Source organism: Aeromicrobium stalagmiti, assembly GCF_013283745.1.
In the GTDB taxonomy this organism is placed as follows: Bacteria; Actinomycetota; Actinomycetes; order Propionibacteriales; family Nocardioidaceae; genus Aeromicrobium; species Aeromicrobium stalagmiti.
Map to the genome: position 1 here is coordinate 897,986 of NZ_JABSTZ010000001.1, position 22,986 is coordinate 920,971.

At 70.9% G+C, this 22,986-nt stretch carries 26 protein-coding genes and 1 tRNA gene; 13 read left to right on the top strand and 14 right to left on the bottom strand.

The annotated features are described in order from the left end of the window. Positions 1–37: 37 nt before the first annotated feature. A tRNA-Leu gene (locus HQK15_RS04360) sits at positions 38–120 on the top strand. Between the two features lie 195 nt (positions 121–315). Here HQK15_RS04360 and HQK15_RS04365 read toward each other — a convergent pair. Beyond that, positions 316–1,143, bottom strand: a complete 828-nt coding sequence (locus HQK15_RS04365) for a lipoyl protein ligase domain-containing protein (protein ID WP_173490176.1) — start codon at positions 1,141–1,143, stop codon at positions 316–318. Further along, positions 1,133–1,804 (bottom strand): TetR/AcrR family transcriptional regulator C-terminal domain-containing protein, encoded by a 672-nt coding sequence (locus HQK15_RS04370; protein ID WP_173490177.1) that lies wholly within the window; start codon positions 1,802–1,804, stop codon positions 1,133–1,135. The genes HQK15_RS04365 and HQK15_RS04370 overlap by 11 nt, the downstream gene beginning before the upstream one ends. Positions 1,805–1,861: 57 nt before the next feature. On the opposite strand from HQK15_RS04370, the gene HQK15_RS04375 reads away from it, so the two are divergent. After that, positions 1,862–2,854, top strand: coding sequence for an NAD(P)-dependent alcohol dehydrogenase (locus tag HQK15_RS04375; protein ID WP_217361337.1), 993 nt, complete (start codon positions 1,862–1,864; stop codon positions 2,852–2,854). Here the strand turns inward: HQK15_RS04375 and HQK15_RS04380 are convergent. The 6 genes from HQK15_RS04380 to HQK15_RS04405 all read right to left on the bottom strand — a co-directional run bounded on the left by HQK15_RS04380 (position 2,838) and on the right by HQK15_RS04405 (position 5,810). Further along, entirely contained in the window at positions 2,838–3,830 is a 993-nt protein-coding gene (locus HQK15_RS04380; protein WP_173490178.1) for a glycoside hydrolase family 6 protein, read from the bottom strand. The genes HQK15_RS04375 and HQK15_RS04380 overlap by 17 nt on opposite strands. 39 nt (positions 3,831–3,869) lie before the next feature. Further along, a complete protein-coding gene (locus HQK15_RS04385; protein ID WP_173490179.1) occupies positions 3,870–4,073 on the bottom strand; it encodes a hypothetical protein in 204 nt (67 codons plus the stop codon). Positions 4,074–4,083: 10 nt separating this feature from the next. Next, positions 4,084–4,587: a mycothiol transferase gene (locus HQK15_RS04390; protein WP_173490180.1), complete on the bottom strand. Its 504-nt coding sequence runs from the start codon at positions 4,585–4,587 to the stop codon at positions 4,084–4,086. A gap of 2 nt (positions 4,588–4,589) precedes the next feature. Next, positions 4,590–4,886 (bottom strand): DUF4235 domain-containing protein, encoded by a 297-nt coding sequence (locus HQK15_RS04395; RefSeq protein WP_173490181.1) that lies wholly within the window; start codon positions 4,884–4,886, stop codon positions 4,590–4,592. Positions 4,887–4,892: 6 nt separating this feature from the next. Further along, positions 4,893–5,450: a DJ-1/PfpI family protein gene (locus HQK15_RS04400; RefSeq protein ID WP_173490182.1), complete on the bottom strand. Its 558-nt coding sequence runs from the start codon at positions 5,448–5,450 to the stop codon at positions 4,893–4,895. A 72-nt stretch (positions 5,451–5,522) separates the two neighbouring features. Then, positions 5,523–5,810, bottom strand: a complete 288-nt coding sequence (locus HQK15_RS04405; RefSeq protein ID WP_173490183.1) for a WhiB family transcriptional regulator — start codon at positions 5,808–5,810, stop codon at positions 5,523–5,525. 73 nt (positions 5,811–5,883) lie between these two features. Here HQK15_RS04405 and HQK15_RS04410 point away from each other — a divergent pair, with 73 nt between their 5' ends. Further along, positions 5,884–6,699, top strand: a complete 816-nt coding sequence (locus tag HQK15_RS04410) for a crotonase/enoyl-CoA hydratase family protein (RefSeq protein WP_173490184.1) — start codon at positions 5,884–5,886, stop codon at positions 6,697–6,699. A 37-nt stretch (positions 6,700–6,736) separates the two neighbouring features. Continuing rightward, entirely contained in the window at positions 6,737–7,507 is a 771-nt protein-coding gene (locus HQK15_RS04415; RefSeq protein WP_173490185.1) for a class I SAM-dependent methyltransferase, read from the top strand. A 132-nt stretch (positions 7,508–7,639) separates the two neighbouring features. Here HQK15_RS04415 and HQK15_RS04420 read toward each other — a convergent pair whose 3' ends face one another. Together HQK15_RS04420 and HQK15_RS04425 are read right to left on the bottom strand one after the other, a co-directional pair. Further along, complete coding sequence (locus tag HQK15_RS04420) at positions 7,640–8,758, bottom strand: glycerophosphodiester phosphodiesterase (protein ID WP_173490186.1); 1,119 nt, start codon at positions 8,756–8,758, stop codon at positions 7,640–7,642. 103 nt (positions 8,759–8,861) lie between these two features. Continuing rightward, positions 8,862–9,389: a TetR/AcrR family transcriptional regulator gene (locus tag HQK15_RS04425; RefSeq protein ID WP_173490187.1), complete on the bottom strand. Its 528-nt coding sequence runs from the start codon at positions 9,387–9,389 to the stop codon at positions 8,862–8,864. Between the two features lie 102 nt (positions 9,390–9,491). Between HQK15_RS04425 and HQK15_RS04430 the strand changes: the two genes are divergently transcribed. Together HQK15_RS04430 and HQK15_RS04435 are read left to right on the top strand one after the other, a co-directional pair. Beyond that, positions 9,492–11,033 carry an MFS transporter gene (locus tag HQK15_RS04430; RefSeq protein WP_254450669.1) on the top strand — a complete coding sequence of 514 codons (1,542 nt, stop codon included), beginning with the start codon at positions 9,492–9,494 and terminating at the stop codon, positions 11,031–11,033. Positions 11,034–11,095: 62 nt separating this feature from the next. Then, positions 11,096–12,721 (top strand): FMN-binding glutamate synthase family protein, encoded by a 1,626-nt coding sequence (locus HQK15_RS04435; RefSeq protein ID WP_217361338.1) that lies wholly within the window; start codon positions 11,096–11,098, stop codon positions 12,719–12,721. A gap of 179 nt (positions 12,722–12,900) precedes the next feature. Here HQK15_RS04435 and HQK15_RS04440 read toward each other — a convergent pair whose 3' ends face one another. Continuing rightward, on the bottom strand, positions 12,901–13,803 hold the full coding sequence (locus tag HQK15_RS04440) for a LysR family transcriptional regulator (RefSeq protein WP_173490188.1): 903 nt from the start codon (positions 13,801–13,803) through the stop codon (positions 12,901–12,903). Positions 13,804–13,875: 72 nt separating this feature from the next. On the opposite strand from HQK15_RS04440, the gene HQK15_RS04445 reads away from it, so the two are divergent. After that, positions 13,876–14,790: an EamA family transporter gene (locus HQK15_RS04445; protein ID WP_173490189.1), complete on the top strand. Its 915-nt coding sequence runs from the start codon at positions 13,876–13,878 to the stop codon at positions 14,788–14,790. Here HQK15_RS04445 and HQK15_RS04450 read toward each other — a convergent pair. Further along, a complete protein-coding gene (locus tag HQK15_RS04450) occupies positions 14,729–15,280 on the bottom strand; it encodes a TetR/AcrR family transcriptional regulator (RefSeq protein ID WP_173490190.1) in 552 nt (183 codons plus the stop codon). The two genes, HQK15_RS04445 and HQK15_RS04450, sit on opposite strands and share 62 nt — an antisense overlap. Positions 15,281–15,326: 46 nt before the next feature. On the opposite strand from HQK15_RS04450, the gene HQK15_RS04455 reads away from it, so the two are divergent. The 3 genes from HQK15_RS04455 (at position 15,327) to HQK15_RS04465 (ending at position 19,738) form a co-directional block, all read left to right on the top strand. Then, complete coding sequence (locus HQK15_RS04455; RefSeq protein WP_173490191.1) at positions 15,327–16,868, top strand: carboxyl transferase domain-containing protein; 1,542 nt, start codon at positions 15,327–15,329, stop codon at positions 16,866–16,868. 1 nt (position 16,869) lies between these two features. Then, a complete protein-coding gene (locus HQK15_RS04460; RefSeq protein ID WP_173490192.1) occupies positions 16,870–18,741 on the top strand; it encodes an acetyl/propionyl/methylcrotonyl-CoA carboxylase subunit alpha in 1,872 nt (623 codons plus the stop codon). A 73-nt stretch (positions 18,742–18,814) separates the two neighbouring features. Next, positions 18,815–19,738, top strand: coding sequence for a hydroxymethylglutaryl-CoA lyase (locus HQK15_RS04465; RefSeq protein WP_173490193.1), 924 nt, complete (start codon positions 18,815–18,817; stop codon positions 19,736–19,738). A 25-nt stretch (positions 19,739–19,763) separates the two neighbouring features. Here HQK15_RS04465 and HQK15_RS04470 read toward each other — a convergent pair whose 3' ends face one another. Then, a complete protein-coding gene (locus HQK15_RS04470; protein ID WP_173490194.1) occupies positions 19,764–20,141 on the bottom strand; it encodes a YunG family protein in 378 nt (125 codons plus the stop codon). A 55-nt stretch (positions 20,142–20,196) separates the two neighbouring features. After that, entirely contained in the window at positions 20,197–20,871 is a 675-nt protein-coding gene (locus tag HQK15_RS04475) for an EcsC family protein (protein WP_173490195.1), read from the bottom strand. A 68-nt stretch (positions 20,872–20,939) separates the two neighbouring features. Between HQK15_RS04475 and HQK15_RS04480 the strand changes: the two genes are divergently transcribed. The 3 genes from HQK15_RS04480 (at position 20,940) to HQK15_RS04490 (ending at position 22,929) form a co-directional block, all read left to right on the top strand. Further along, on the top strand, positions 20,940–21,896 hold the full coding sequence (locus tag HQK15_RS04480; protein WP_173490196.1) for a phosphotransferase: 957 nt from the start codon (positions 20,940–20,942) through the stop codon (positions 21,894–21,896). Next, positions 21,893–22,546, top strand: coding sequence for a leucyl/phenylalanyl-tRNA--protein transferase (aat, locus tag HQK15_RS04485; RefSeq protein WP_173490197.1), 654 nt, complete (start codon positions 21,893–21,895; stop codon positions 22,544–22,546). The genes HQK15_RS04480 and aat overlap by 4 nt, the downstream gene beginning before the upstream one ends. Positions 22,547–22,650: 104 nt before the next feature. Further along, a complete protein-coding gene (locus HQK15_RS04490) occupies positions 22,651–22,929 on the top strand; it encodes an HU family DNA-binding protein (protein ID WP_056604352.1) in 279 nt (92 codons plus the stop codon). Positions 22,930–22,986: the final 57 nt, after the last annotated feature.

Here is a 22,986-nt window from a genome sequence, read left to right on the forward strand (position 1 = left end):
GAATGTTAGACTCTTCACTCGGTCCTCCGGGACCGATGCGCGGGTGGCGGAATGGTAGACGCGCTGGCTTCAGGTGCCAGTGTCCGCAAGGGCGTGGGGGTTCAAATCCCCCCTCGCGCACAAGAAAGATGTTGGGCCCCGACCGGTTTTTGGTCGGGGCCCAACATCTTTTGTACGACCAGTGGATTTGGGAGGAGCCGGAGCGCAGCGGAGCTGACGGCTCCCCCCTCGCGCACACGAAAGATGTGGGGCTCCGACCGGTCTTTGGTCGGGGCCCTCTTCTCGTTCTGGTGACGGGGTGGAACGCGTTCCACCTCACACCAGGCGCAGGGGGTTCGCGCGGCTCCACGCGTCGACCTCGAACGGCGCGTCCAGGCGTGGGGTCCGTGCCGCCTCAGCCGCGTGGGCCACGACGGGTTGGGGCAGGTCTGCGTCGGTCGTCGACAGGCGATGGCGGTAGTCGGCGGCGAGGGCGTCGGCCACGCTGGCGGTCGTGGGGGTCGACGCGAAGTCGGCGAGACCCGCGATGGACGACTCGCGCAGCTCGTAGCCGAGCGCCGCGGAGACGTCCACGATGACGCGGCGCACGGCGTCGGGGACGACGACCTGCACGACGGTGCTGAACAGCGCCCCGGTGCCGGTGATGCGCTGGGCGGAGCCGATGACCTTGGCCTGCCCGCCGATGTTGACGCTGAACTCGCCGGGGCAGTACTCGCCCTCCACCTCGCCGACCCGCGCGTCGACGTCGCCGAGGGCGCGCAGGACGCGGACGTGGCTCTCGGCGTGGCCGGCGAACGTCGTGCTCCCGGCCTGACGCAGGTCGGACGACCGGGTCAGGTGGTCGATGACGACGGCCCCCGAGTCGTACGCGACCATCCGGCCACCCGGAGCCCGGACCGCCGGCTCGAAGCCCGCGTCCCTTGCGATCGCGGTGGCCCGCGTGATCCCCGGCGACCGCAGGTCTCGGGAGCTGAAGGCCACGGTGGGGCCGTGGGCGGTGTAGACGTGCACCAGCTGTGACCAGTCGGCCTGCCCGGCCCGCAGCAGTACGGCCGGGATCGTCAGGTCGCCGATCGCCGACCGGGCCGTGTCCGGTGGATGCCCGTGGACGAGGTGGGCGAGCCCCGAGCCGTCAGGCGACATCGGTCGGCCCCTGAAGACCCTCGAGCACGGCGATGCCGTCGAGGACGATCGCCAGGCCCACCTCGAACGAGTCGACGAAGGCGTAGCCCGGTTGCATCACATGACCTGCGGCGAACTCGGCCATGCGCGGCAGGCCGGCGAGATCCAGCCCGGCGAGGAGCTGCTCGGGCTCGGCGAGCCCCACGTCGTCCAGCATCGACTCCTGCAGGGCGAAGCCGAACACGAAGGCGTCGAGGGCGGCGTAGGCATGGGCCGTGGCCGGCAGGCTGAAGTCCGCCGTGCGGAGCACGTCGAGCACCGCCTCGTGGTGCTGCAGCGTCGCCGGCCCGGGCGTGGGGCGACTCTCGAGGAACGACACCGCCCAGGGGTGTCGCCGCAGCGCCTCGTGCATCGACCGGCACCGGTGCTCGAGCTCGTCCCGCCACGGGCCGGTCGTCGTCGGTAGGTAGGTCTCGGCGAAGACCGCGTCGACGAGGGCGTCGAGGATCTCGCGCTTGTCCGCCACGTGGTTGTAGATCGCCATCGGCTTGACCTGCAGCCGCGCGGCCAGGACGCGGATCGTCAGGGCGTCGGCCCCGTCGGCGTCGGCGAGCTCGAGCGCCTCCTTCACCAGGCGGTCACGGCTCAACGAGTTGCGCGGAGCGCGGGCGGCGGTGGACACATCGCCACGGTAGCACTAACGTACGCTGTACGTTATAGAGTCCAGCAGGAGGACGAGATGGTGCGAGCGATCGTGCAGGAGACCTACGGGACGGAGGACGTCCTCACGGTGGGAGAGGTCGACACCCCGTCCGTCGGCCCCGACCAGGTGCTCCTGGAGGTGCACGCCGCGGCGATCGACCGAGGCACCCGGCACCTGATGACGGGCACGCCCCGGCTGCTGCGTCTGTTCTTCGGCCTGCGACGGCCGCGTCGACGCGTGCCGGGGCTCGACGCTGCCGGCACGGTGGTCGAGGTCGGTGCGTCGGTGACCCGGTGGGCCGTCGGCCAGGAGGTCTTCGGCATCGCCCGCGGGTCGCTCGCGGAGCGCACGGTCGCCGATGCCACCAAGCTCGCCGCGGCTCCACCCGGGCTCAGCGCTCCGGAGGCCGCCGCTCTGGGCATCTCGGGCCTCACCGCAATCCAGGCGCTCGACGCCGCGCGCGTCGACGCCGGGGCTCGGGTCCTCGTGATCGGGGCTTCGGGCGGGGTCGGGAGCTTCGTGGTCAAGATGGCCGCGATCCGGGGCCTGCGGGTCACCGCGGTCTGCAGCGCGGCCAAGGCCGACCGGGTCCGGTCGTGGGGCGCCGACCGGGTGATCGACCACGCGGTCGAGGACCCGACCAGCGGCAGCGAGACGTACGACGCGGTCATCGACATCGCCGGAGTGGCGAGCCTGGCGGCACTGCGCCGGGTGACGAGCCCGACCGGCACGATCGTCTTCGTCGGCGCCGAGAGCGGCGGCGAGTGGACCGGCGGCTACGGGCGACCGATGCGGCAGGCGCTGCGCATGCTGCCGGCCCGGCAGCGGTTCGTCATGCTCACGTCCCGCGAGGACGGTGCCGACCTCGCGCGGATCGCCGAGCTCGTCACCGACCACGGTCTGCGCCCGCACCTGCACGCGGTGCACGGGCTCGACGACGTCCGTGCCGCGATGCGGAGCCTGGGCGCCGGCGAGGTGTGCGGCAAGATCGCGCTCGACGTGTCAGGTCGGGTCAGGCAAGACCCATGAGGCGCAGCGCTCCCTCAGGCCACCACGCGCCCGACCCCGGGCCGCCGTTGCAGGGTCCGTCCGACTCGCCGGGGTGCTTGATCCAGACGTAGGCGTCGAGGTTGCCCTGGCGGACCATGCGGGGCCACTCGGCCTTCGTGCCGATGCGCTGGCCCCACGGGTTGCAGGTGTCGTTGCCGTCGGCCGGCGGGTTGTCGGCGCCGTTGCGCGCGGTCTCGATGACGTAGCGCTTGCCCTTCGCCCCGCGCTTGCGCAGCTCGCTCACGACCTGGTTGCCGTACGCGATCTCGTCCTTCGTGCGCTGGTAGTTGCCGACGTTGAGCGAGAACCCCTTGGCGTACGGGGCGACGCCGGCCTTGACGAGCCGCGAGGCGACCTCGCCCGCCGGCTGCCAGATGTGGTGCCCCGCGTCGATGTGGACCCAGACGCCGGCGTCGTGAAGCTTCTTGGCGGCGTAGCGCAGCAGGGCGAGGCGGTCGCCCGCGTTCTTGCACAGGCTCGAGCCGTAGAACGCTAGGGCGTCCGGCTCCAGGATCGCGATGGCCTTCTTGCCCTTGAGGCCCGCGGCGGCGAGCTTGACCCACTGCTTGTAGGTGCCGGCCTTGAAGCCGCCGGAGGAGTAGAGGCCGCAGTCGCGGTCGGGGATCGCGTAGAGCGCGACGACCGGGGTGCGCTTCTTCTCCAGGGCGCGGTTGGCGTAGTCGGCGGCCGCCTGCTTGATGCCGACGACACGCTTGGTGCCCTTGAGCGGGTAGTAGTCGGTCAGCCACAGGGCCTGCGGCCGGTTGCCGATCGCGGCGAAGCGCGGGTCGGCCTTGGCCGCTTGGGCAGCCGGCATGTAGGGGTCGACGAAGAACGCGCGGGTGGACCGGGGGTCCTTCGAGGCTGCGCCGGCCGGTGCGGCGAGCAGGCCGAGGCACAGCGCGGCCGCGAGGGCCACGCCGCAGGACAGGGGGATCCAGCGGGGCAACTGCACCCGCACATCCTAGGGAGGGACGGGGTCAGCGCTGCTGCCTCAGGCGGTGGGCTCGGTCTCGGCGTCCGCGTCGAGCTCGGGATCGCCCGGCTCACCAGCCGGCACCGGATCGGGTGAGGGATCGCCGGCGACCGGGCCGTTGCCCATCACGTCCTCGGGACCGTAGCCCGTCGGGTCGAGGAGCTCGGGCGCGTCGTCGTCCGGCGGATCCTGGTCGGCGGGGCTGCTCGGGGTCTCGCTCATGTGTGCTCCCTCATCGGATGGCTCCCTTGACGTACTCGGCCTGGCCGAGGTGCTTCAGGTCGTCGCCGATGACGCTGACGAGGCGCGCGCCGAGGGTCACCGGGGGGTCCCACCGGTCGTCGACGACGCGCGCAAGAGCTGCGTCGTCGAGGGAGTCGATCAGTCGCTGCGACGCGTCGTGGACGTCGTGCGAGTAGCCCGCCAACAGGCTGGGGCTGACGTGGACCGCCGCAACCTCGTCGGTGGAGTGTCCGTAACCCGTCGCCATCGCGTCGAACGGCAGGTCGAAACGGTCGTACCAGCCCAGCGCGGTCCAGACCTGCTCGGTGCCGGCGACGTCGGCGAAGTGGTCGTCCTGCACCCGGAGCAGGTGCCAGAGCAGCCAGCCGATCGTGTTGGACCCAGGCGTGAGGCGGCGCGACAGCGCGGCCTCGTCGAGGTCGTCGAGGATCGCGTCGATGTCGGCACGGATGCGACCGAACGCGTCCGTCAACAACCCTCTGGCGGCGGTCATGATCAGCTGCCCGGCCACTCGCCCGTGGCGCGCTGGAACCCCTTGGCGCCCTGGCGCTGGATGACGGTCTTGACGACGGAGTAGATCGCGCCCTGCAGCACGGCCGCGAGCAGGATCTCCTTGAAGGCGTACTCCGACTCCAGCGGGCCGGGCGGGTCGGCTCCCTCGCCGGCGCTCACGCGCTTCCAGACCTGCTTGAACAGCAGGCTGGCGACGAGACCGCCGACGATCGAGCTGACGATGCCGACCGGGCGGTAGAGGATCTTGGCGGACGTGCTGGGCGTACGGGTGGCAGGCATGGGGCCTCAGGCTTTCGCGAAGACGTCGGTGAGGGTGGCGTTGAAGGCGTCGAGATCGTCCGGGTTGCGGGAGGTCACGAGGTCCCAGCCTCCGGCCGGACAGTGGAAGACGGTCTCGTCGACCCAGCTGCCGCCGGCGTTGGTGACGTCGGTGCGCAGGGTCGGAAAGGACGTCAGCGTCTTGCCGGGCAGGACGCCGGCCTCGACCAGGGCCCACGGGCCGTGGCAGATCGCGGCGATCGGCTTGCCGGCCGCGACGAAGGCCTTGACCAGCGCTACGGATGCGTCGTCGCCGCGGACGTTGTCGGCGTTGACCGTGCCGCCCGGGACGACCAGCGCGTCGAAGTCGTCGGCCGACGCGGCGGCGACGGTGAGGTCAGGGTCGAACGTGTCGTCCTTGTCGACGTCACCGACCATCGACTGGACCGCCTCGTCGGCGGGCGCGATCAGTGTCGGGATGCCGCCGGCGTCGAGGACGGCCTGCCACGGTGAGGTGAGCTCGACCTTCTCGACCCCGACCTGGGAGGTGAGGAAGGCGATCTTCTTGCCGTTCAGTGCAGTCATGAGACTCCTTCGGAAATGGACGTGCGGTCGTCAAGGCCCCCGAGACCTGACGACCGCACGAGCGCGGGGGGATCAGCTGGCGATCTTCTCCTGACGGACGAGCGCGGCTCGTTCGCCCTCGGTCATGCCGCCCCAGACGCCGTAGGGCTCGCGGACGGCCAGCGCGTGCTCGCGGCACCGGTCGATGACCGGGCAGCGGAAGCACAGCTGCTTGGCGGCTTCCTCGCGACGTTCGCGCTTGGCACCGCGCTCGGCCTCGGGCGAGAAGAAGACTGAGCTGTCCACTCCCATGCAGACACCCTCGTACTGCCATTCATAGGCGTCGATCATGGGTCCGGGGAGGCGGTTGACGTTGACCATGGGGTGTCTGTGCCCCAGCGGTTGCACTTTCAAACATGTGTGAGTCATGTTTACTGACCGGTAACATCTGGGCATGACCTCAACGCCTTCGTCCGATGCTCGCGTGATCACCGAGATCGACGGCCCCGTCGCCTACGTGACGCTCAACCGACCCGACAAGCTCAACGGGATCGACCTCGACACGATCGACGAGCTGATCGCCGCGGCGACGGCCCTGCGCGCCGACCGTGACGTCCGCGCCGTGGTGCTGCAGGGCAAGGGGCGGTCGTTCTGCGCGGGCCTCGACTTCGGTGCGGCGTTCAAGGACAAGAAGCGCGTCGCCCGGTTCTTCTTCGCCGGTCCCCACACGGTCAACCGCTTCCAGCGGGTCAACCAGGTGTGGCGTGAGCTGCCCGTCCCGGTCATCGCCGTCGTGCAGGGCCACTGCTATGGCGCGGGGCTGCAGCTGGTGTCGTGCGCCGACTTCCGGTTCACCACCGAGGATGCGACGTGGTCGATCCTCGAGGCCAAGTGGGGCCTGGTGCCCGACATGGCCGGCACGGTGCCGTTCAGCGAGCTGCTGCCGGCCGACGTGCTCATGCGGCTGGCGATGACGGGGGAGCAGCTCAGCGGCGCGCGGGCCGCCGAGCTCGGCCTGGCGACCGAGGCGAGCGAGGATCCGCTGGCGGCTGCCCTCGATCTGGTCGACCGGATCGTCGAGCGCTCGCCCGACTCGGTCGCCGCGACCAAGCGCCTCGTCTACGGAACGCGTCGCGGCAGCCTCCGCTCGACGTACCGGCTCGAGCGCCGGCTGCAGGCGCGGATGTTCAAGTCCCGCAACACCACGATCGCCCGCAAGGCCGGTGCGGCCAAGGAGACCCCGGTGTTCGGCGCCCGCACGTTCGGCTGATTCTTCGTCGACGTCTGTGGTTGCTAGGGTTCACGGCGTGACTGACGACAACGCACAGCCCTCCAAGAAGGTCGCCAACCAGTACGAGCGCGACTACGACTACACCAAGTACTGGGACAACCGCGACTACGAGAACGGCGCGGAGCACATCGCGATCCGCCGCCTGCTCCGGGGCAACCACTACCGCAAGGCGGCCGACATCGGCGGCGGCTTCGGTCGACTCTGCCTGCTCCTGCGGACGTTCTCCGACGAGGTCACGCTCGCCGAGCCCGCGGCGACGCAGCTCGAGGCGGCCAAGAAGGTGCTGGCCGGCACCGACATCAAGCAGGTGCAGATGCAGGCTGACGACCTCCGGTTCGCCGACGGCGAGCTCGACCTGATCACGATGGTCCGGGTCATGCACCACCTGCCCGAGCCGTCGGCGGAGTTCGCCGAGATCTCCCGGGTCCTCGCGCCCGGCGGCACCGCGATCATCGAGGTCGCCAACTATGGCCACTTTAAGAACCGTCGCCGGCACAAGAAGGAGGGCAAGCCCCTCCCGGTCGAGCCGGTCAGCATCCGCACGGTCAAGGCCGACGAGCCCGACGCGATCGCGTTCGTCAACCACAACATCGACACCGTGGTCGGCCAGCTGGCGTCCGCAGGTCTGGTCCTCGAGAGCAAGCTCTCGGTCTCCAACCTGCGCAGCCAGAAGCTGAAGAAGGCGCTGCCCAAGAGCGTCATGCTCGCCGCGGAGCGCATCACCCAGAAGCGTCTGGCCAAGAACAACTTCGGCCCGAGCATCTTCCTCAAGCTCCGCAAGAACTGACCCACCGCTGACGAGACACTTTCGGCCCCTCGAGGAGAGGGTTCCCGCCCCTGCTCGGGGCGGCAACCCTCTCGCGAAGGGGCCGAAAGGGTCTCGTCGTGGGGCGGTGACGCTCTCGTCAGCGGAGGTGGGTCAGGGGCGGTCGGCCCACCAGTCGCGAGCGGCGTCGGCGCTGTCGGGCTGGTCGGCGAAGACGCCGTCGACGCCGGCCTCGAAGAACGCCCGCAGCTCGCCGAAGATGTCACCCTTGGCGTTGGGGTCGGTGCCGTCGCGGAAGTCGGCGGGCAGGAACTGGTTCTCGTCGCGGAAGGTGTAGACCACGACCTTCAGGCCGGCCCGGTGCGCGTCCTTCACGACGGGCGTCGGCTCGGCGAGGAAGCCCTGCGCGTCCCGCGGGATGACGCTGTTCTTCTCCGGCCCGAGCCACGTGGCGTAGCGCGCGACGTCCTTCAGACCGGCAGGCGACATGATGTCGGCGTACGTCCGCGGGTCGCCCTTCGCCACGAGGTCGAACGGGGCGCCCTGGGCCGAGGTGAGCTGCACCAGCGGGACACGGGTCTCCCGGGCGAGGCTGCGCAGGTTGCTGGTCTCGAACGACTGGATCACGACCTTCGAGCGGGCCGAGTCGAGCCCGTGACGACGCAGCTCGCGGAGCAGCGGACGCTCCAGCGGCAGGCCGATCGACCGGAAGTACGTCGGGTGCTTGGTCTCCGGCGCGACGCCGATCGTCCGACCGCGCTTGCGGCTCTCGCGCTGGGCGAGGTCGAGCACCTCGTCGAACGTCGGCACCTGGTAGCGGCCGTCGTAGCGGGTGTTGGCCGGCCGGACGGAGGGCAGGCGCTCCTTGGCGCGCAGGGTGCGCAGCTCGCGCAACGTGAAGTCCTCGGTGAACCACCCCGAGATCGGCACACCGTCGATGGACTTCGTCGTCTTGCGGTCGGCGAACTCCGGATGGTCCGCCACGTCCGTTGTCCCGCTGATCTCGTTCTCGTGGCGGGCGACGAGCACGCCGTCCTTGGTGCTCACGAGGTCGGGCTCGATGTAGTCGGCGCCCAGGCGGATCGCCAGCTCGTACGACGCGAGCGTGTGCTCGGGACGGTAGCCGGACGCACCGCGGTGCGCGAACACCGTGATGGTCTGGGTGCGGGACGGGCGGTCGGCCTTGACCGCCGTCGCGGTGGACGCGGAGGCCATGGTCGGGACGGCCGTGATGCCGGTCGCGAGTGCGGCGGCCCCGATGACGTGAACCATCCGGCGGACAGGTTGCTGTAGGAGTGTCATGCCTCCAGCCGACGCGCTCGGGGTGACGAGTGCGTGCACGTCGCTCACCCGCGAGGTGAACAGTCGTGGTGGGCTACATCGCCCCGAGCCGCTTCAGCACGTCGCGGACGTGCTTGAGGGCGTTCTTCTCGGCGAGGCCGGTGGTGTCGTCGAAGTAGAGCCCGTCGCCGATCAGCTGGATCGTGCGGGCCAGCGACTCGTCGTCGAGGTGGTCGAGCAGCACCGTGAACCAGCCCTCGCGGAGGTCGGCGAGGGCCGCGGCCGCCCGGGAGTCGTTCTCCTGGGCGATGCGACCGGCCGCGATGAGCGCGCGGTCGAAGTCGCTGCCGGTGTTGATCGAGGTCCGCAGGTAGAAGTCGACGGGACCCTTGGACGCCGTGCGCATCTTCTCGACGTCGGCGCGCCCCTGTTCACGGAGCCGGGTCAGCATGCCCTCGACGAGCTCGTCCTTGCTGTGGAAGTGGTAGAGCAGCCCGCCCTTGGAGACGTTGGCCTCGCCGGCGACGGCGTCGAGCGTCGCCGAGCGACTTCCGGCGGAGACGAGCAGCGTCTCGAAGGCATCGAGCAAGCGGTCGCGCGTCGAACGCTCCGTGGCCGGCATGGGCTCACTCTACAGAGAGGAATATCACCAGCCATCTGGTCGTTACTGTACCGGCTGGACGGTAAAGTTGTCCGGACACCACATCACCGTGAGGAGGACGACATGACCACGATCGACAGCACCGTGCCCGATGGCACCGCACACGACAGCACCATGACCACGCACAGGGCCGGATCGCGTGAATGGGCCGCGCTGGCCGTGCTCATGCTCCCTGTCCTCATGGTCTCGGTCGACAACACCGTCCTGAGCTTCGCGCTGCCCGCGATCAGCGTCGACCTGCGCCCCAGCGGCACGCAGCTGCTGTGGATCGTCGACCTCTACGCGATCATGCTCGCCGGCCTCCTCATCGCGATGGGCAGCATCGGTGACCGGTTCGGCCGCCGGCGGCTGCTCCTGATCGGCACGGTCGGCTTCGGCGGCGCCTCGCTCCTGGCGGCGTACAGCCAGTCGCCCGAGATGCTGCTGGCGTCGCGCTTCCTGCTCGGCGTGTTCGGTGCGACGCTCATGCCGTCGACGCTGTCGCTGATCCGCAACGTGTTCCACGACGCCCGTGACCGCCGCATGGCGATCGCGACCTGGGCCGCGATGTTCTCCGGCGGCGCCGCGCTGGGCCCCGTCCTGGGCGGTTGGCTGCTCGGCCACTTCTGGTGGGGATCGGTCTTCTTCATCAACGTGCCGATCATCATCGCGTTGGTCCCGCTCGCGCTGCTGCTCCTGCCGGAGTCGCGCGACCCGGAGCCGGGACCGCTCGACCTCCCGGCGATCGGCCTGTCGCTCGTCGCGATGCTCCCGACGGTCTTCGCGATCAAGAACGTCGCCGAGCACGGGCTGACCGACCTGACGCTGATCGCGTTCGCAGTCGGCATCGGCGCCGGCTGGGCGCTCGTGCGCCGGCTGCGCCGCAGCGCGTCGCCGATGATCGACATGACCCTGTTCAGCAATCGGGTCTTCAGCGGGGCGATCGTCGCCAACCTGCTGAGCCTGATGGGCCTCACCGGCTTCCTGTTCCTCGGCGCGCAGCTGCTGCAGCTCGTGCTCGGGCTGTCCGCGATGGACGCCGCGCTGGTGCTGCTGCCGGGCCTGGCGGCGACGGTGATCGCGGGCTTCGTGGCGGTGCGCCTGGTGCAGGTCGTGCCCGCCCGGCTGCTCGTGACGGCGAGCTTCGTGGCGTCCGCCACCGGCTACGCCATCACGGCGATGATCGGTACGCCGACCGTCGTCTCGATCGCGGTGGCGTTCACGGTGATGGGCATCGGCATCGGCATGGCGGAGACGCTGACCAACGACCTGATGCTCTCGAGCGTCCCGTCGTCCAAGGCCGGAGCGGCGTCCGCCATCTCCGAGACGGCGTACGAGATCGGCGCGGTGCTCGGCACCGCGGTGCTCGGCACCGTGCTCACGTCGACCTACCGCGCCCACCTGACCTACCCCGCGGTGGCGCAGTGGGGCGAGAGCCACGGGTCGTTCGAGACCCTCGGCGGCACGGTGGAGTTCGCCTCGTTCTACCCGAACATGGTCGGCGAGCGGCTGCTCGAGTCGGCGCGGTCGGCGTTCGACCTGGGCGTCCAGTACACCTCCGCCGCGGCGATCGTCATCGCGCTGGCCGCCGCGGTCGTCTCGTGGAGGACGCTCAAGCACGCCTGAGCCGGACGCCTGAGCCGGACGCGTGACCGGGCGGCCGGGTGGCCGGGTGGCACCATGAACCCATGATGAGCTGGTGGGTCGTGCGGCAGGCGATGGTCGTGGTGCTGGGCGGTCTCGGCGTGCTCGCGGCGGTCGCCGCCGCGACGGTCAGCCCGCTGTGGCTCGTCGCGGCGGTGCCGCTGCTCGTGACCGGGGCGGTCGGCGTCCGCGACGTGCTGCAGCGCCGGCACAGCATCCTGCGCAACTACCCGATCCTGGGTCACGTCCGGTTCCTGATGGAGAAGATCCGCCCCGAGGTGCAGCAGTACTTCGTCGAGTCCAACACCGACGGCACCCCGTACGACCGTGAGACGCGCGACCTCGTCTATGCGCGGGCCAAGGGCGAGGAGGACTCCGAGCCGTTCGGCACCGAGCGCGACGTCAACGCGGTGGGCTACGAGTTCGTGACCCACTCGCTCAGGGCGTTCCACGCCGAGGGCCCCATCCCGCGGGTCACGCTCGGCGGGCCCGCGTGCACCCAGCCGTACGACATCGCCCTGCTCAACGTCTCGGCGATGAGCTTCGGCGCCCTGTCGGGCAACGCGATCTCGGCGCTCAACGGCGGCGCGGCGCTCGGCGGCTTCGCCCACGACACGGGTGAGGGCGCGATCAGCCCCTACCACCTCGAGCACGGGGGCGACCTGATCTGGGAGATCGGCTCGGGCTACTTCGGCTGCCGCACCCCGGACGGGCAGTTCGACGCCGACTCGTTCGCCGCGAAGGCAGCAGGCGCCACGGTCAAGGCGATCTCGATCAAGCTCTCCCAGGGCGCGAAGCCCGGTCTCGGCGGCGTCCTGCCCGGCTCGAAGGTGTCGCAGGAGATCGCCCGCACCCGCCAGGTCGAGGTCGGCCAGACGGTCGTGTCGCCGCCGGCGCACACCGCGTTCGACACCCCGCGCGGGCTCATCGAGTTCGTCGAGCGGCTGCGTGAGCTCAGCGGCGGCAAGCCCGTCGGCTTCAAGCTCTGCGTCGGGTCGCGGCACGAGTTCCTCGCGATCTGCAAGGCCATGGTCGAGCGCGGCTCCTACCCCGACTTCGTCATCGTCGACGGGTCGGAGGGCGGGACGGGTGCTGGGCCCAGCGAGTTCGAGGACCACGTCGGGACGCCGCTGACCGAGGGCCTCGTGTTCGTCCACAACGCGCTCGTCGGCGCCGGGGTCAGGCGTCACGTCAAGATCGGTGCCAGCGGCAAGGTCGCGAGCGGCATCGACATCGTCAAGCGCATCTGCCAGGGCGCCGACTTCACGCTGGCCGCCCGGGCGATGATGTTCGCGATCGGCTGCATCCAGGCCCAGGCGTGCCACACCAACCACTGCCCCGTCGGCGTCGCGACCCAGGACCCGCGGCGTGCGCGCGCCCTGGTGGTCGAGGACAAGCTGGTGAGGGTGCGCAACTACCAGACGCAGACCGTCGCGAGCGCTCACCAGATCGTCGCCTCGATGGGCCTGCAGTCGTTCGACCAGCTGCACCCGGGCCTGCTCAACCGCCGGATCGACCACCGCACCACCACGTCGTACGCCGAGCTCTACGAGTGGCTCGACCACGGTCAGCTGCTCACGTCTCCGCCGGAGGCCTGGCTGGACGACTGGGAGCTCGCCGATCCCGGTGACTTCGGCGCCCGCGTCGCCAACCGCCCCAAGGGTTTCTAACCCTTTTCGGTTTACCACGGTCCCTACGCAAACTGAAGGGGGCGGACGGTCCTCCCGGGGGAAACCTCATCCGCCCGAGGACGATTAACCGTGGGCGGACGTGGACTGCCTCGGGAGGACGTCCGCCCACGGACAACTGCGTAGGGACCGTGGTAAACCGTCACGGGGGAGGTCAACCGTCACGGGGTGGGGAACAGGGCCTCGAGCTCTGACTGGACGTGGCGGCGGGCGGGGTTGTCGGTGCTGGCCGTGCGCCAGATCGAGCCGACCCGGCGCTGGGGCGTGGGGTCGACCACCGCGACGGCCCGCACGCGCGGCGAGAACGACTGCCGTCCGAGCCGGGGCACCAGCGCCACGGCGCCACCGTGCTCGACCATCGCCGCGTGCGTGGAGTAGGAGCCGTCGAAGTAGCGGATGTCGGGCCGTTCGCCGTGCATCGCGAACATGTGGACGAGCCACTCGTGGCAGATCGTTCCAGCGGGAGTCGTGACCCATCGCTCGCGGAGCAGGTCCAAGGGGCTGACCGACTCGCGCAGCGAGAGTCGGTGGTCCCACGGCAGCAGGACGTCGGCGACGTCGACCAGCAGGGGCTGGCGCGACAGCGAGACCGGGACGTCGAGCGGCAGGGTGTTCCAGTCGTGGACGATCGCGAGGTCCGCCCCACCGCGCTCGACGAGCGTGACTGTTTCACGTGGATCCGACTCGACGACCGTGAGCTCGAGCTCGGGCGCGCTGGTCCGTAGCCGCGCGAGCAGCGGCGCCACGATGCCGCAGGAGGCGGTCGAGAACGACGCGATCCGGAACGACCCTCGCAGCTCCTCGGCCCCGCCGACGGCGATGTTCTCGACCTGCTCGAGGTCGGCGAGCAGTGCCGTCCCCCGCTCGGCCAGCAGCCGCCCCCGCTCGGTGAGGATGACGCTGCGGCCCACCCGCTCGAGCATCGGCGAGCGACTCTGGCGCTCGAGCTTCTTGATCTGCTGCGACACCGCTGACGGGGTGAAGTCGAGGGCGGACGCCGCCGCCACGATGCTGCCGTGGTCGCGCACCGCGATGAGCGAGCGGAGCGCGCCGATGTCGATCATGAAGTGATCGTACGGTGTTTCGTCCACAAACCGTTGCTGGTGCTTCAAGGTCACGCGGGAGACACTGGAGGCATGTCCCTCAAGCACAGCCTGCTCGCCGTCCTCGTGATGCTGCTGTGGGGGGCCAACTTCGTCGTCATCGACGAGGGTCTCGGCGACGTCCCGCCGCTGCTGTTCCTCGCGATGCGGTTCGTCCTGGTGGCGTTCCCACTCGTGCTCTTCGTGCCCCGGCCGAAGGCGAGCTGGCAGGCCGTGGTGGCGGTCGGGACGTTCATGAGCCTGGGGCAGTTCAGCCTGCTCTACATCGCGCTCGACCTCGGGATGCCCGCGGGGCTGGCGTCTCTGGTGCTCCAGGCGCAGGTCATCTTCACGATCGTCATCGCCGCGGTCGTCATCAAGGAGTCGCCGTCGCGCCGCCAGGTCGTCGGCGCGACGATCGGCACCGCCGGTCTCGTGCTGGTCGTGGTGGCCCACGGCGCGTCCGCCCCGGTGCTGCCCGTGCTCGTGATGCTCGGCGCTGCCCTCTCGTGGGCGACGGGCAACGTCATCGCCCGGAGCGCCGGCGTCGCCTCGGGCTTCTCGCTCGTGGTCTGGTCGGCGCTCGTGGTGCCGGTGCCGGCGTTCGTGCTGTCACTCGTCGTCGACGGCGGCGACGAGGTCGGCCGCGCGCTGACGCACCTGTCGGGCACCGCGATCGCGAGCACCGCCTACACCGCGATCGGCGCCTCGCTGATCGGCTACGGCATCTGGAACTCCCTGCTGGCCCGCTATCCCGCCGGCGCCGTGGTGCCGTTCGTGCTGCTCGTGCCCGTCATCGGCATCGCTGCCGCCTGGCTTGTCCAGGACGAGGTGCCGACGGCCCTCGAGGTCGTCGGCGGTGTCGTGATGCTGGCGGGCGTCGCGGCCGCGACGATCAGCCGGCGCTCTACGCCAGCAGTGCCGATCGAGCCATCGTCCACAGCCGCGACTGCATCGCCGTCGCGCTGATGCGCGCGCTGTGCGGCGTGGAGTTGAGCAGGCCGAACGTCGCCTGCACCGCGGCCCGGGCCTCGGCGGCGTCGAGGTCGTCGCGCAGCCGGCGCAGCACGTCGACCCAGATGTCGATGTAGGCCAGCTGCAGGGCCCGCACCTCGCGGCGTCCCTCCACGCGCAGGTTGGCCCACTCCCGCTCCTGGATGACGATCAGTGCCGGGTGGCTCAGGGCGAACTCGATGTGCCACGCGATGAGCGCACCGAGCGCGGCGTCGGGGCTGCCGGCCGCGCGCGAGCGCGACCGTCCCTCGTCGAGCAGGCGCTGGCTGATCGAGGTGAGCGACTGGGTGAGGACGTCGTCCTTGCCAGCGAAGTGCTTGTAGAGCGCCGGACCGGAGATGCCGCACGCACTGCCGATGTCGTGCACCGACACCCCGTGGAACCCGCGCTCGGCGAACAGGGTCGCCGCCGTGTCGAGGATCTGCTCGCGTCGGGTCGTCGTCACCGGACCAGTGTAGCGACGTCAGGTTAATGACTGTTAACCTCACAGCATGCGTGAACTCGTCGACCAGCTGCGCGACCGCCTTGCGACCGTCCGACAGGGCGGCAGCCCGGCGACCCGCGAGCGCCACGTCGCCCGCGGCAAGCTGCTGCCCCGTGACCGGGTCGATCACGTCCTCGACCCCGGATCGCCGTTCCTGGAGATCGGTGCCCTCGCGGCCTACGACATGTACGGCGGCGGGGTGCCGAGCGCCGGCATCATCACCGGCATCGGCCGGGTGAGCGGGCGCGAGTGCATGATCATCGCCAACGACGCGACGGTCAAGGGCGGCACCTACTTCCCGATGACGGTCAAGAAGCACCTGCGCGCGCAGACCGTCGCCAAGCAGAACCACCTGCCGTGCCTCTACCTCGTCGAGTCCGGCGGCGCCTTCCTGCCGATGCAGGACGAGGTGTTCCCCGACCGCGAGCACTTCGGCCGCATCTTCTTCAACCAGGCCCAGATGTCGGCGCAGCGGATCCCGCAGGTCGCCGCGGTCATGGGCTCCAGCACCGCCGGTGGCGCGTACGTCCCCGCGATGAGCGACGAGACCGTCATCGTCCGTGAGCAGGGCACGATCTTCCTGGCCGGCCCTCCGCTGGTGAAGGCCGCGACCGGCGAGGTCGTGACGGCCGAGGCGCTCGGCGGCGGCGACGTGCACGCCCGGACGTCCGGGGTCGTCGACCACCTCGCTGACGACGACGAGCACGCCCTCGAGATCGTCCGCTCCATCGTCGGGACGTTCGAGCGCCCGACGAGCGAGCCCCCGCCGCACGAGCCGGTGCCGCCCCGCGAGGACCCCGAGGGGCTCTACGACGTGGTGCCGGTCGACAGCCGCACCCCCTACGACGTCCGCGAGGTCATCCGCCGGGTCGTCGACGACTCCCGGCTCCACGAGTTCAAGCCGCTCTACGGCGAGACCCTGGTCTGCGGCTTCGCGCGCATCGAGGGCTACCCGGTCGCGATCGTGGCCAACAACGGCATCCTGTTCAGCGAGTCCGCCCTCAAGGGAGCGCACTTCGTCGAGCTCGCCAACCAGCGCGGCATCCCGCTCGTGTTCCTGCAGAACATCACCGGCTTCATGGTCGGCCAGGAGTACGAGAACCGCGGCATCGCCAAGGACGGCGCCAAGCTGGTGACGGCCGTGGCCTCGTCGGTCGTCCCGAAGTTCACGGTCGTCATCGGCGGCTCCTACGGCGCCGGCAACTACGGCATGTGCGGGCGCGCGTACGACCCACGGTTCCTGTGGATGTGGCCCAACGCCAAGATCTCCGTGATGGGTGGTGAGCAGGCCTCCGCGGTGCTCGCAACCGTCAAGCGCGACGGCATGGAGGCCCGGGGTGAGCAGTGGTCCGCCGACGACGAGGCGGCGTTCCGGGCCCCGATCCGCGAGCAGTTCGAGGAGCAGGGATCGCCCTACTACTCGAGCGCACGGCTGTGGGACGACGGGCTGATCGACCCCGTCGACACCCGCCGCGTCCTGGCGATGGGCCTGCAGGTGGCCTCCGCCGTCCCGACTCCCGAGCCCCGCTTCGGGCTCTTCAGGATGTGACATGAGCTTCTCGAGCGTGCTGGTCGCCAACCGGGGCGAGATCGCCCGCCGGGTCATCCTCGCCTGCCGCGAGGCAGGGCTGCGCAGCATCGCGGTCTACTCCGACGCCGATGCCGACGCGCCCTACGTGCGGCTGGCCGACGACGCGGTCCACCTCGGCCCGACGCCGGCGGCCCAGTCCTATCTCGACATCGACCGGCTGCTCGCAGCGGCGGGGGCGTCGGGGGCCGAGGCGATCCATCCCGGCTACGGCTTCTTGTCGGAGCGGGCCGAGTTCGCCCGCGCGGTCGTGGCCGCCGGGCTCGTCTTCATCGGACCCATCGCCGAGGTCATGGACGCGATGGGGCGCAAGGACCGCGCCCGCGCGATCGCCGAGAAGGCCGGGGTGCCGGTCACGCCCCAGTTCGACGCCGCCGCCGTGCCGTCGGACGCCTATCCCGTGCTGGTCAAGGCAGCGGCCGGGGGTGGCGGCAAGGGCATGCGGATCGTCCGTGAGGCGTCCGCGCTGCAGGCCGCGATCGATGCCGCCGGCCGTGAGGCCGCCTCCGCCTTCGGCGACGACACGCTGCTGGTCGAGAAGTACGTCGAGGCCGGGCGCCACGTCGAGGTGCAGGTCTTCGGCGACGAGCACGGCCACGTCGTCCACCTCTTCGAGCGCGACTGCTCGGTGCAGCGGCGGCACCAGAAGGTCGTCGAGGAGGCGCCGGCGCACGACCTCTCCGACGAGCTGCGCCGCACCCTGCACGAGTCGTCGGTCGCCCTGTGCCGCGAGGTCGGCTACACCGGCGCGGGGACGGTGGAGTTCCTCGTCGCCGACGGTCGGGCGTACTTCCTGGAGATGAACACCCGCCTCCAGGTCGAGCACCCCGTCACCGAGGAGGTCACGGGGCTCGACCTCGTGCAGTGGCAGCTGGCCGTCGCGGCCGGCGAGCCGCTGCCGCTGGCCCAGGACGAGATCACCGCGACCGGCCACGCGATGGAGGTGCGCGTCTATGCCGAGGACCCCTACGCCGGGTTCCTGCCCCAGGCCGGGCACGTGCTCGACGTCGCCTGGCCCGACGACGCGCGCATCGAGGCCGACCTCGAGGCAGGGGCCGAGGTGTCGACGGCGTACGACCCGATGCTCGGCAAGATCGTCGTCAGCGGCACCGACCGCGAGGACGCCCGCCGGCGGATGGTCGAGGCGCTCGACGACACCGGCATCTTCGGCGTCACCACCAACCTCGGCTTCGTGCGGCAGCTCGTGGCGAGCGAGGCCTTCGCCGCCGGCCAGGTGCACACCGCGTGGCTCGACAGCGATGCCTCGGCCGACCTGCTCGCGGCTCCGTCGGTGCCGGAGGCGGCGGCCCGCGCCGCAGCGCTGCTCTGGGCCCGCTACGTCGTGGTGCCGGCCGACGACCCCTTCGGGCAGGTCGACGGATGGCGCTCCGGCGCCGACCCGGCCGCCGTGCGGATCGTCCTGGTCGACGAGACCGGCCACCGGTGGAGGTTCGGTCTCACCGCCGACGAGATCGACGACGCGGGCGCGCTCGCGATCATCGACCGCGACCGGATCACGATCGCGTGGGAGGGCCAGACGTGGACCCTCGAGGTGCCCGACCCCATGCGCGGCGGCCACCGTCGCGGAGCGGCGACCGATGCCGACCTCGTCGCGCCGATGCCGGGCACGGTGCTGCGGGTCGACGTCGCCGAGGGCGACCGGGTCACGCTCGGCCAGCAGCTCGGCGTCGTCGAGGCCATGAAGATGGAGCTCGCGCTGACGGCTCCGTACGACGGGGTGGTCAGCCACGTCGGCGCCGCCACCGGCGACCAGGTGCCGATCAAGCACCTCCTCTTCACCGTCAACCCCGACCCCGCGAGTGGCGCAGAATGAAGGTTTTGAGACGGCGAGTCGTCCACTTTTGCGCCACTCGCGGGTCGGTGTGCGCCACTCGGAGGAGGCCGGCATGACCCTGCCCATGACGTTCACCGACCCCGCCCTCGCGGGGAGGGTCGACATCTACGAGGTCGGGCCCCGCGACGGGCTGCAGAACGAGTCGGGCATCGTGCCGACCGAGGTCAAGCGCGAGTTCATCGAGCGCCTCGTCGCGGCGGGGCTCAAGACCGTGGAGGCGACGAGCTTCGTGCATCCGAGGTGGGTGCCCCAGCTCGCCGACGCCGAGCAGCTCGTCGGCCGGCTGACGCTCGACGGCCCCACGGCGATGCCGGTGCTGGTGCCCAACGAGCGGGGCCTCGACCGGGCGCTCGAAGCAGGTGTCACGCACATCGCGATCTTCGCCAGCGCGACCGAGACCTTCGCGCAGAAGAACCTCAACACCACGCTCGACCGCCAGCTCGCGATGTACGAGCCCGTGGTCGTCCGCGCCCGCGAGGCGGGGCTCGACGTCCGTGCGTACGTCTCGATGTGCTTCGGCGACCCGTGGGAGGGCGCCGTGCCGGTCGAGCAGGTCGTGACGACCGGCAAGCAGCTGCTCGACCTCGGTGCCTCGCAGCTGTCGATTGGCGACACGATCGGCGTCGGCACGCCGGGCCACGTCACGGCGCTCTGCGAGGCGTTCTCGCGGGCGGGCGTCGGCGGCGGCGACCTCGCAATGCACTTCCACGACACCTACGGCCAGGCGCTCAGCAACACCTTGGCGGCGATCGAGAACGGCATCGTGTGCCTCGACGCGTCGGCCGGCGGGCTCGGCGGCTGCCCCTACGCCGAGAGCGCCACCGGCAACCTCGCCACCGAGGACCTGGTGTGGATGCTCACCGGACTCGGCATCGAGCACGGCGTCGACCTGCAGGCGCTGGTGGAGACGAGCGTCTGGATGGCGGGCATCCTCGGCAAGGAGCCGGCGAGCGCCGTCGTGCGCGCCCTGCGCTGAGGCCGCTGACCCTCCGAGCCGCCGATCAGCCCTGCCGCGCGAGCCGCGCGGCGACCCGGTCGGACAGCACCGCGTACTGCGCGTCGAGCCGGGTCGGGCCCGTCGGACGGGCGACGTCGACCGCGCCCACGACGCGCTCGTGCGGCCCGAACTGCTCGATCGTGATGTCGACCTGCTCGCCGTCGGGCAGCCGGTTCCACCAGTGGAAGTCGACCTGCCGGCCGTCGACGTGCACCTCGCCCCGCACGAGCGACCCGCCGAGGTGGTCGTGGATGACGACCGCCGTGGTCGCGCACTGGCCGCGTGCCGGGTTGTCGGGCGTCCAGTCGTCGACGTCCTCGGGTGCGCACGTGTCGGGGCCCCACGACTCGCGCAGCGCGAGGATCACCGCTTCCAGGGTCATGTCGCCGACTCTAGGGGCGGGGTCTGACACGTCGAGCCCGGCGAGCGGCCCGCGGTCAGGAGCGGAGGCGGCGGTCGCGCAGCTCGCTGGCGGCGTACGTGCCGATCTGCCACGTGGCGTAGGCGTCGCTGGAGGCGCCGACCGCTCCGCCGAGGAACGGCACCCGTCGACCGATGAGGGTCACCGCGCGCCGGCCGGCCGTCCGTCCGACGAGCTCGGCCGTGACCTCGCGCGAGAGCGTCTCGTCGAGCACCGGGTCGTGGACGGGCGAGGTCGCGAGCGCCATCGGCGACGACGGCAGGCGGTGCGACTTCACCAGGGACTTCACCGCGTCCTCGCCGAGCATGCAGGCCAGGATCGCGTTGCGGACACGCGGATCGTCCAGGTCGTAGCCGCGCAGGTGCGCGATGCCCGCGACCAGGTGGCACTGCACGACCGTGACCCCGGCGACGTTGGCAGGCACCGCCACGGCGGCCGTGCTGAACCCGCCGAGGTTGGTCACGAACCCCTGGATGCCTGCGAGCGAGGTGTGCATGCGCAGCAGCCCGGAGATGGCCTTCTCGACGTCACCGTCGGCGTCCACCAGCTTGGTGTCGGCCGACGCCGCGGCCGAGCGCAACGGTCCGACGCCGTCGATCGCCTTGTCGAGCACGATGCGGACATAGCCAGAGGCGACGGCAGGAGCGAGCTTCGCCCCCGCGCCGACGGCGACACTGCGGCGGACACCCATGGAGCCAGCATAGGAGCGGACTCCACGAGCCGCCCGCGAGCGGCCCCGGGGAGCCCTACGCTGGGCGCATGGATCGCCCGTTCTCCGAGCGTGTCGCGCAGGACGACTGGCGTCGTGACGTCGGGGACTGGATCCGCCGCGAGCTCGCACGGACGGGCCGCGAGGTGATCGGCACGATCGAGCAGCCCCGCATCCGGCCGTGGTCCACCCAGCTGACCGTCCCCACCGACGACGGGCTGATGTGGTTCAAGGCCAACTGTCCGGCGATGGTGTTCGAGCCGGCGCTGCAGGCCGAGCTGGCCCGGCTGGCGCCCGACGCCGTCGACCTGCCGTACGCCGTCGCGCCCGACCGGGGCTGGATGCTGACCGTCGACCGGGGCGGCACCCTCGCCGACCAGGAGACCGTGACCCTGGACGACTGGATCCGCGTCGTGCAGCAGGCCGCGGCCCTCCAGCAGGTCGCCGCCACGGCGGGTGAGTCGCTGCTGGCGACGGGCCTGCCTGACTGCGGACCGGCCACCGTCGTCGATCGTTTCGACCGACTGATCGACGTCTTCTCGGCCCTGCCCGAGGAGCACCCTGCCCACGTCCCTCCGGGTCTGCGTTCGCAGCTCGTGGCGGTCCGTCCCCGGATCGTCGCCGCCGCCGACGTGCTGGCGTCCTCGCCGCTGCCCGTCACGTGGCAGCACGGAGACCTGCACCCCAACAACGTCTTCGCCCGCGACGGCCACGTCTTCGACTTCGGCGACGCGCAGTGGGCGGCGGCGGTGGAGGTGCTGAGCGTCCCCTGCGGCTGGATCACGACCCTCACCGAGATCGCCTGGCCCGACGTCCTCGACGCCTACTGCGACGCGTGGGGCACGACGGCCGAGGCGATCGCGCCGGAGCGGGAGGCCGCGGCCCTGACCCAGGCGGTCAACCGGTCCCTGCTCTGGTGGAGGTGCCTGCAGGACGCGACCGCCGCCGAGTGGGCCGAGTGGGGCGACGGGCCGCTGCACCACCTGTCACGGGTGCTCGACCAGTGAGCCGCCAGCCCCTCCCGGCCTCGCCGTGGATCTTCGACGCGAGCGAGTGGCCGGACGAGGACTGCGTCGCCGCAGGTGCCGACCTGGCTCCCGGCACGCTGCTCGAGGCCTATCGCTGCGGGGCGTTCCCGATGCCGCACGACGGCGAGCTGCTCTGGTGGTCGCCCATGCGCCGTGGAGTCCTCGTGCCCGCTGACGTGCGCGTCAGCCGCTCGCTCGCCCGCTCGGTGCGCCGGTTCGACGTCACGTTCGACGAGTCGTTCGAGGAGGTCATCGATGCGTGCGCCGACCCGTCTCGGCCCGGGTCGTGGATCGACTCCCCGATCCGCGACGCGTACGTGCGCATGCACCGTCTCGGCTGGGCGCACTCGGTCGAGACGCGTGACGCCGACGGCACCCTGGTGGGCGGGCTGTACGGGCTCAGCATCGGCGCGCTGTTCGCCGGGGAGTCGATGTTCCACCGCGCGACCGACGCCTCCAAGGTCGCGCTGGTCGCGCTCGCGGACGTCGTCGGGGCCGACGGGCTGATCGACACCCAGTGGAGCACGCCGCACCTGGCGTCGCTCGGCGTCACCGAGTGGTCGCGCGATCGCTATCTCGAGGTCGTCGACACGCTCGTCGACGCCCCTCCTCCCCCGCGATGGGACTGATATCACGGCGGAATGTCCACAACACCCGCCGGGGGTGCGCGCTGAACGTCCCTGCGACTTCATAGACTGGACGGCGAACACACCATCACTCACAAGGAGCTTTTGTGGCTATCTCTCGCAACGACCTCGTCGCTGCCCTCGCTTCGAAGGCCGGCACCAGCAAGGCCGACGCCGACGCGGTTCTCTCGTCCTTCAGCGAGATCCTCCTCGACTCCGTCGCCAAGGGCGAAAAGGTCTCGATCCCCGGCATCCTGTCGGTCGAGCGCGTTGCTCGTGCTGCTCGCACGGGCCGCAACCCCTCGACGGGCGAGACCATCGACATCCCCGCCGGTTTCGGCGTCAAGGTGAGCGTCGGCTCGCGCCTCAAGGCCGCAGCCAAGTAGGACAGCACCACCCACGCAGCGCCATCGGGCCCCGGCCCGGTGGCGCTGCTGCATCTC

What these genes read in the sequence shown, in the direction of transcription:
- HQK15_RS04365 (WP_173490176.1), bottom strand. Translation starts at nt 1,143, where the DNA reads ATGTCGCCTGACGGCTCGGGGCTCGCCCACCTCGTCCACGGGCATCCA.
- HQK15_RS04375 (WP_217361337.1), top strand. Translation starts at nt 1,862, where the DNA reads ATGGTGCGAGCGATCGTGCAGGAGACCTACGGGACGGAGGACGTCCTC.
- HQK15_RS04385 (WP_173490179.1), bottom strand. Translation starts at nt 4,073, where the DNA reads ATGAGCGAGACCCCGAGCAGCCCCGCCGACCAGGATCCGCCGGACGAC.
- HQK15_RS04390 (WP_173490180.1), bottom strand. Translation starts at nt 4,587, where the DNA reads ATGACCGCCGCCAGAGGGTTGTTGACGGACGCGTTCGGTCGCATCCGT.
- HQK15_RS04395 (WP_173490181.1), bottom strand. Translation starts at nt 4,886, where the DNA reads ATGCCTGCCACCCGTACGCCCAGCACGTCCGCCAAGATCCTCTACCGC.
- HQK15_RS04400 (WP_173490182.1), bottom strand. Translation starts at nt 5,450, where the DNA reads ATGACTGCACTGAACGGCAAGAAGATCGCCTTCCTCACCTCCCAGGTC.
- HQK15_RS04405 (WP_173490183.1), bottom strand. Translation starts at nt 5,810, where the DNA reads ATGGTCAACGTCAACCGCCTCCCCGGACCCATGATCGACGCCTATGAA.
- HQK15_RS04410 (WP_173490184.1), top strand. Translation starts at nt 5,884, where the DNA reads ATGACCTCAACGCCTTCGTCCGATGCTCGCGTGATCACCGAGATCGAC.
- HQK15_RS04420 (WP_173490186.1), bottom strand. Translation starts at nt 8,758, where the DNA reads ATGGTTCACGTCATCGGGGCCGCCGCACTCGCGACCGGCATCACGGCC.
- HQK15_RS04425 (WP_173490187.1), bottom strand. Translation starts at nt 9,389, where the DNA reads ATGCCGGCCACGGAGCGTTCGACGCGCGACCGCTTGCTCGATGCCTTC.
- HQK15_RS04430 (WP_254450669.1), top strand. Translation starts at nt 9,492, where the DNA reads ATGACCACGATCGACAGCACCGTGCCCGATGGCACCGCACACGACAGC.
- HQK15_RS04435 (WP_217361338.1), top strand. Translation starts at nt 11,096, where the DNA reads ATGATGAGCTGGTGGGTCGTGCGGCAGGCGATGGTCGTGGTGCTGGGC.
- HQK15_RS04440 (WP_173490188.1), bottom strand. Translation starts at nt 13,803, where the DNA reads ATGATCGACATCGGCGCGCTCCGCTCGCTCATCGCGGTGCGCGACCAC.
- HQK15_RS04445 (WP_173490189.1), top strand. Translation starts at nt 13,876, where the DNA reads ATGTCCCTCAAGCACAGCCTGCTCGCCGTCCTCGTGATGCTGCTGTGG.
- HQK15_RS04455 (WP_173490191.1), top strand. Translation starts at nt 15,327, where the DNA reads ATGCGTGAACTCGTCGACCAGCTGCGCGACCGCCTTGCGACCGTCCGA.
- HQK15_RS04460 (WP_173490192.1), top strand. Translation starts at nt 16,870, where the DNA reads ATGAGCTTCTCGAGCGTGCTGGTCGCCAACCGGGGCGAGATCGCCCGC.
- HQK15_RS04465 (WP_173490193.1), top strand. Translation starts at nt 18,815, where the DNA reads ATGACCCTGCCCATGACGTTCACCGACCCCGCCCTCGCGGGGAGGGTC.
- HQK15_RS04470 (WP_173490194.1), bottom strand. Translation starts at nt 20,141, where the DNA reads ATGACCCTGGAAGCGGTGATCCTCGCGCTGCGCGAGTCGTGGGGCCCC.
- HQK15_RS04475 (WP_173490195.1), bottom strand. Translation starts at nt 20,871, where the DNA reads ATGGGTGTCCGCCGCAGTGTCGCCGTCGGCGCGGGGGCGAAGCTCGCT.
- HQK15_RS04480 (WP_173490196.1), top strand. Translation starts at nt 20,940, where the DNA reads ATGGATCGCCCGTTCTCCGAGCGTGTCGCGCAGGACGACTGGCGTCGT.